Raw genomic sequence first — 6,485 nt, 5'->3', positions numbered from 1 at the left:
CCCCGCCGGCACCCCTCCCCGTGGCGGGCACGGCACGGGCAACTCCGGCAGCGGTGATGACCTCGGTGCGGTCCCGGTCGAGGTCAACCTGCTCGTGGCCGCCGTCGCCCCCGGTGTGCGTTCCTCCGTCGGTCCCACGCATCCCGGGTGCGGTCATGTCATCCTCCCCGGTCACACCGGGACCGGGGAAGCCTCCCGGGACCGCTGTGGCGTCCGTCGTGTCAGTGTCCTCGTCCTCTGCCTGCGGGGCGGCAGCGATGGTCGTCGCGGCGGCCTCTCCGGTCCCGTCCGACCCGGTGGTGTCCTGCACCTCCGAGGAGTGGTCGTCCGCGGGGGGCGTGGCACCCGGCCCCTTCCGTGCTCCCGTCGCCTCCCCGTCGCCCGCACTGAGCTCGTCGGGCGTCCCGTCCCCGGCGGGGGCATCTCCGGGCAGTGCCCGGGCACGTTCGAACATGCTGGTCGTGGAGTTGCGCAACGCCTGACTGGTACGGCCCAGCCAGCCCGAGAAGGAGCGAGCAGCTGTGGCGGCCAGATTGCCACCGGTGTCCTGCAGGGCGCCCCCTGCCGCGGCACCGCCGACGGCAGCAGCTGCCGCGGAGCCAGCTGCCGGGACGCCGGTGTCGCCAGCGGTCGGTCCGGGCGCCGGTGGGGGCGGGAAGGAGAGGGTGGCTGAGGGACCGGCCGCACCCGGGGAGTCCACCCCGCCGGGTCCGTGAAGAGGGTCCTCCGGCTCGGGGACCCGGGATGCCGACCCACCCTGCTGGTCGTCCTCGTCAGGGGAGACGTCGTCGGGGACGCCCTCGCCCCCCTGTCCCTGGTCGGACCCGGCACCGGCGTGGGGCCAGTGGGGACGCCCGTCCCCGGCGTCCCCCGCTGCAGCCTCGGGTACGGCTGCGGAGTCCCGCGTCTGCGTGGACGACGTGGCGTCCGTGTCGGGTCCGGGTGTGGCGGCATCGAACGGGACGTCCGGTGGAGGAACGGGCAGAGCGGTGTCGGCACCCGGAGTGAGGGCGGGAGCACCCTCCGGGGAGTCACCGTCGGCGGTACTCCGTCCGTCGTCCCGTGACCCCGGCCCCACGTGTTCCTCCGGAGGGGTCCTGCTGTCCTCGGTTCCCTCGTGTTCGGGTGCGAGCGGTGGCACCACCTGGGCGCCCCCGGCGTCGCGGGGACGGAGGATCTCGTCGAATGAGGGCAGTTCCTCGCGTCGACGTGCGGCGAGCCGGTCCACTGACAGGCGGGGGATGGCGGGGAACTCGCCGGTGTTGGTCAGGTCGGAGGCAGACCACGCGGCCCCGACGGCCGACCATGTCGTGGCCCCGGAGGCCTCCCCGTGACCGGCAGTGGCACCTGTGGGACCGTCCTCGTCGCCCTGTGCTGCCGTTGCCGGCGCCTCGGTGGGGTGGTCCTGCGGCGGGCGCACACGGTCCTCCCCGACGCGCTCGGCATCGGGGGCACCGGGTCCGGTGCCGTCCTGGTCCCGCTCCATGGCGCCCTCCGTGGTTCGACCATCCTGTGTCAACCCATTATCCCCGTCCCCGCCACCGGAGCGTCCCGCCACGACACGGCGGAGGGCAGTGGGCAGGGGGAGGCGCTGCGCGAGGGCGGGGAGGACACGTCCGGAATCCTCCGGGTCGATGAGTCGGAGCACCACTGTGTAGACCAGCGTGACGACCACCGCGACCAGGAGGAGCTTGCCCCCCGCCATCAGGTAGCGCACCAGGCGGGACCCGGGGTCGGAGACCGGCCCGAGCAACTGGATGACCCCCGCACCGACCAGGAAGGAGGCGACGGCGGCGATGAGGAACTTCAGGTAGGAGGCGACGATGCGACCGGGATTGACCTCGCGCACGACCCGCGCGACCCAGAACACGGCGATGAACCCCTGGAGCAGTCGGCAGGCGGTCTCACCCAGTGCCGCCCCTGCCGTCCACCACTCGGGGCCGGCCAGGGCGAAGACCGACCATCCGACGGCCACCTGGAGCAGGGTGGGCACGATGCCCATGAGGAACACCGGGCGGGCGTCCTCGAGGGCGAAGAAGACGCGCTGGCTCATGAGGACCATGCCGGTGGAGGCCACTCCCGGCATGAGGGCCAGCAGCACCCACGAGTAGGCACGGGCGACCTCGGGAGTGGCCCCGGGTGGCAGGGCCAATTGCATCATCGGGACGGCGCCGGCCATGAGGATGGCCGCGGCCAGCAGGGAGAGCAGGGAGATCAGGCGGACACCCTGGTGGTAGTTCGCAGCCATCGTCTCGCCGTCGCGGTCCGCGGCGGCGTCGGCCAGCCGGGTGAAGATCGCGGTGGCCAGGGAGACCGAGATCAGGGACTGCGGGACCATGTAGATCATGAACGCGGTGGTGTAGGAAGCGATCCCGGCCAGGAGGACGTCCTTGCCGGCCGCGAAGGTGTCCACCTGGGTGGCGAGGTTCGACGTCGAGAGGATCCCGATCTGGCTGATGCCGAGGGTGGCGAAGGTCCAGCCCGCCACCTTCGACGCCGTGCCGAAGGAGGTGCCGCGGAAGTGGAAGTCCAGGCGCAGGGAGACGTCCGCCCGGCGCATGGGGATGATCAGCACCAGGGCCTGGAGGAGGACGCCGAGGGTGGCGCTTCCCGCGAGGACCCAGAACTGGGCCGAGGAGAAGTCCTCGACGTGGAAGATCCCGTCACCCGGTGCCGGGCCCCACATGACCAGGAAGGCCACCAGCCCGGCGATGCCGACGATGTTGTTGACGACGGGAGCCCACATGTAGGGCCCGAAGATCCCGCGGGCGTTGAGGAGTTCCCCCAGCAGGTTGTAGACGCCGTAGAAGAAGATCTGGGGCAGGCACAGGAGGGTGAAGGCGATGCTGAGGGACCGCAGCTCACCCGAGTAGCCCTTCGCGAACAGCGTGACCAGGAGGGGGGCGGCCACCATGGCGAGCATGGTCGCCGCGAAGAGGATTGTCCCTGCCAGGGTGATCAGCCGGTTGACGTAGACGTTGCCGGAGCGGGACTTGAGCGCACGCACGATCTGTGGGACGAGGACGGCGTCGAAGACACCCGCGGCGAGCAGGTTGTAGACGGTGTTGGGAAGGTTGTTCGCCACGCCGAAGGCCGCCGAGACGCTCCCGGCCCCCGTGCCGATGCACGCCAGGAGCAGGAAGTTGCGGGCGAAGCCGAGCACGCGGGAGACCAGCGTTCCCGAGGCCATGACCATGGATGAACGCAGCAGCGACGTCCTGCGGGGTGCGCCGACGACGTCCGGCTCCCCGTCAGTCCCGGTGCCCGGACCCTCGATGGGCTGGGGCACGCCCGGAACGGCGGGGATCTCCGGGAAGGCCGGTACTCCGGCATCCGAATCCCTCCCCGGAGGGGGTGGGGGAGGCAGGGGTGGGGTCGCCCGCTCGTCACTCATTCATTCCTCCTCCGTTGCCGAACGGTCCCGAAGTCTACGGCGCACCGTGCGCGTCACGCCCACGACGAGCATCAGCGCCAGCAGTCCCGCCACCACGGCCGTGCCGGCGTCCTCCCATCCCGCGCGCATGCGCACGGTCACGGACTGGGAGTCGTCGAGGACCTGGCCGCCGGGCGTGGAGACCCGGTATCCCACCGTGATGTCACCCGAGCCGATGGCCGTCACGGGCACGTCCACCGACACGCTGGAGCCTGCGGGAATGGTGGACATCTGTGTGGACGTCACCCTCAGGCGTGGGTCGGAGGGCTCCAGTGTCACGACCACGTCGACGTCCCAGGGGAGGTCGTTGGTGACACGGACGGGGAAGTTCGCCGACTTGTTGATGAGGTTGACGGTGGCGGAGGGCTCCGCGCGAACTGCGGTGAGGAGGGAGTGGACGAGGTCACGGAAGTCGTTGAGCCGCCCCTCCCGCTCCGACTCGGTCCCCGTGGCGGAGAGGGTCTCCAGCGCCGAGTCCTCCAGGCGGTCCTGGAGGGCTCGGGGTTCCGGGATGGCCTCGGCCAGGGAGGAGGTGCTGGTCAGTGCCGAGGAGATCTCCGCGAATGCCTGCGTGGTGACCTCGTCGAGTGCCGGGGCCTCCCCGACGGTCCGGCGCTCCAGGTCCGTCGGTTCGGAGTCGACGACCTGGCTGAAGGTCAGGGGTTCGACCCAGCGCTGGCCGAGCAGTGCAGAGAGGCGGGACTCGAGGTCGGTGTCCAGTGCGGTCCCCCGGGCAGTGGGCACGAACAGGGTGCGCGACTGGTTGGGGAGCTCACGGGTGATGACCGCGGAGAGGGCGGTGAGCACCTGCTCCGTGTCGAGTCTGTCCGAGGCCGACGTCGGGTCCCAGCTGAGGAGGTCCGCCAGGGCCTCCTGCGAGGACAACACCGTGACGGTGGAGTCCTGCGCCCCCCGGACGGAGTTCTCACCCGTGGCAGGGTCGACCTCGACCCGTGCGACGGAGGTGAAGGAGACCTGGTCCGTCGGTGCCAGTGCACCGGGGGGTGCGATGAAGGTCTCCCCGGGGAATGCCTGGAGCACCTGTCGCCCGAAGGTCTCCGACGTGGGCCACACAACGTTGCGGACCACGTCCGCCGTACCTCCGGTGAGTCGGGTGGCGCGTGAGTCGGAGGCGAGGTCGAGGAGGTCCTTCGAGTCACTCATCGACAGGGCCGCGAGGTCGGCGTCCCAGCTGGGCAGTGCCACGACCTCCTGGGCGCGGTCCAGCAGGGTGCGTGTGTAGGACGTCATCGGCGGCCTGTCGTCGCCCCCCGAAGTGGGTGTGTCCCCGCCGGACGGGGGCGACGCGTCCTGGGACGGGGCGTCCGTGGCGGTGGTGGACGGTGAGGGGGTGGCGGAGGTCGTGCCGGGAGTGGGCGTGGACGAGGGCGACGTGGAGCCGGGGCTCGGCGTGACCGAGGGGGAGGGCGTGAGCAGGCCCGACTGCTGGTCCCCTCCGGAGTTGCCGCCCTCCACCCCCAGGAGGACCTCCGGGTCGATCGCGAGCGTCACACCGTCCGTGCCCGCCAGCCTCAGCGCTGTGGAGGTCTCCGTCGAGGAGTCGGTGGCGGAGGCACTGGTCCAGGGGACGAGGGTCCCGATGCGGGTGGGGGCGACCTCGTAGCCGGAGTCCCACACGAGGAAGGTGCGGTCCCGGCCGCTGGCCGCACCGGCGCTGACGTCCACGGAGAGGCCACGCGGTCCCCATCCGAAGGATTGTCCGAGGGGGAGCCGGGACGTCTCCAGGGTCAGGGAGAAGGGGAGGCTGGCCCCGGGCGACGGGGCCGAGTCGAGGGTGGCGGTGGCGACCAGGGCCCCCGCGAGCTGTGTGCCCGAGAGAAAACCCGTCAGCTGGTCCTGGGTGAAGGCGGTGACGGACTGGAGGTGGACCTCGATGTGGACGGTGCCCTCGAGCGCGGTGTCGGTCGAGTTGGTGATGGTGCCCGTGACGACCACGTGGTCCTGGGTGGTGAGCACGCGGGGTGCGAGGTCCTCGATCTCGACGTCCAGGCCGGAGTCATCGGCTGTCGTCGCGCTCCCGAGCACTGCGGGACGGGTGGTGTCCGCCGGGGTCCCCTCCGTGGCCGATGCTGGCGCCGTGAGAGCTGTCGGGACCATGAGACAGGCTGCCAGCAGCGTGAGCACCACTCCGCGGGCGCGGGCGGTGCGGGGGGCGATCCGATGCGGACCGGGTCGTCGCAGTCGCATCAGCCCTCCCGGTACAGGAGATCCAGGGCGAGCCCGACGATGCGTCGCTCATTGGGGTAGGCGAGTTGGCGCACGAGCTCCTCCAGTGGCACCCAGTCCGCGGCCTCGGCCTCGTGGTCGGGATCGCCCTCGACCGTGATGCTGCCGGAGACGTAGCCCATGAGGTAGTGGTGGACGACCTTGTGGACGCGACGGTCGGGCCCGGAGAACCAGTAGTCGATGGTGGCCAGGTGGCGGATGACACGCCCGTGGATCCCCGTCTCCTCCGCGACCTCTCGCAGGGCGGCCTCCTCCGGGGTCTCATCGCCCTCCAGGTGGCCCTTGGGCAGGCACCACTCGACGCGCCCGGCACGGTTGCGGCGGGCGATGATCGCGGCATAGGGGACGCCGTCGACCACGTCGACGACGAGTCCCCCCGCAGAGGTCTCGCCCACGACGGGCAGGTGGGACCCGTGGGCGTGGATCGGCCGCAGCGACGCGTGGCGCCGTGGTGGCCGGGGCACCCCGGGGCGGCGATCGGTCGAACGGGCGGGCATGAGTCCCACTCTAGGCGGGGATGGGGGGCGGAACCCCATCCGGCACCCTCCCGAGACCGAGCCGATGGCGGTCAGCACCGCACGGAGGGGCGTTCACGTCCGGCACGGGGGCACCGGGGTGGGTGCCCCCACGGTGTCGCAGCGGTCAACCGCACCCGGGCGCACCGCGTGCACGACCTGCGTCATCGCGCAGGTCACCACCGCAGCCCGCCACCCGGGCGCACCGCGTGCACGACCTGCGTGGTGGGACGGAGAGGGGCACAGTTCCCCGCGCCCACACGGACGTGGCACCCTTGGGGGCGATGACC

The 6,485-nt window shown here is 71.7% G+C and carries 3 protein-coding genes; all 3 read right to left on the bottom strand.

What is annotated here, in order from left to right; genetic code table 11:
• A partial coding sequence (locus BQ9890_RS15470; RefSeq protein ID WP_075891675.1) for a murein biosynthesis integral membrane protein MurJ occupies nucleotides 1-3,394 on the bottom strand: 3,394 nt, incomplete at its 3' end.
• Nucleotides 3,395-5,641 carry a DUF6049 family protein gene (locus BQ9890_RS11590; protein ID WP_075891673.1) on the bottom strand — a complete coding sequence of 749 codons (2,247 nt, stop codon included), beginning with the start codon at nucleotides 5,639-5,641 and terminating at the stop codon, nucleotides 3,395-3,397.
• Nucleotides 5,641-6,177 carry an NUDIX hydrolase gene (locus BQ9890_RS11585; RefSeq protein WP_078062413.1) on the bottom strand — a complete coding sequence of 179 codons (537 nt, stop codon included), beginning with the start codon at nucleotides 6,175-6,177 and terminating at the stop codon, nucleotides 5,641-5,643. Before BQ9890_RS11585 ends, BQ9890_RS11590 begins: the two co-directional genes overlap by 1 nt.
• Nucleotides 6,178-6,485 lie beyond the last annotated feature (308 nt).

This window comes from Actinomyces provencensis (assembly GCF_900155435.1).
Lineage (GTDB): Bacteria > Actinomycetota > Actinomycetes > Actinomycetales > Actinomycetaceae > Pauljensenia > Pauljensenia provencensis.
This window is presented reverse-complemented; position numbering and strand designations above follow the sequence as displayed.

What these genes read in the sequence shown, in the direction of transcription:
- BQ9890_RS11590 (WP_075891673.1), bottom strand. Translation starts at nt 5,641, where the DNA reads ATGCGACTGCGACGACCCGGTCCGCATCGGATCGCCCCCCGCACCGCC.
- BQ9890_RS11585 (WP_078062413.1), bottom strand. Translation starts at nt 6,177, where the DNA reads ATGCCCGCCCGTTCGACCGATCGCCGCCCCGGGGTGCCCCGGCCACCA.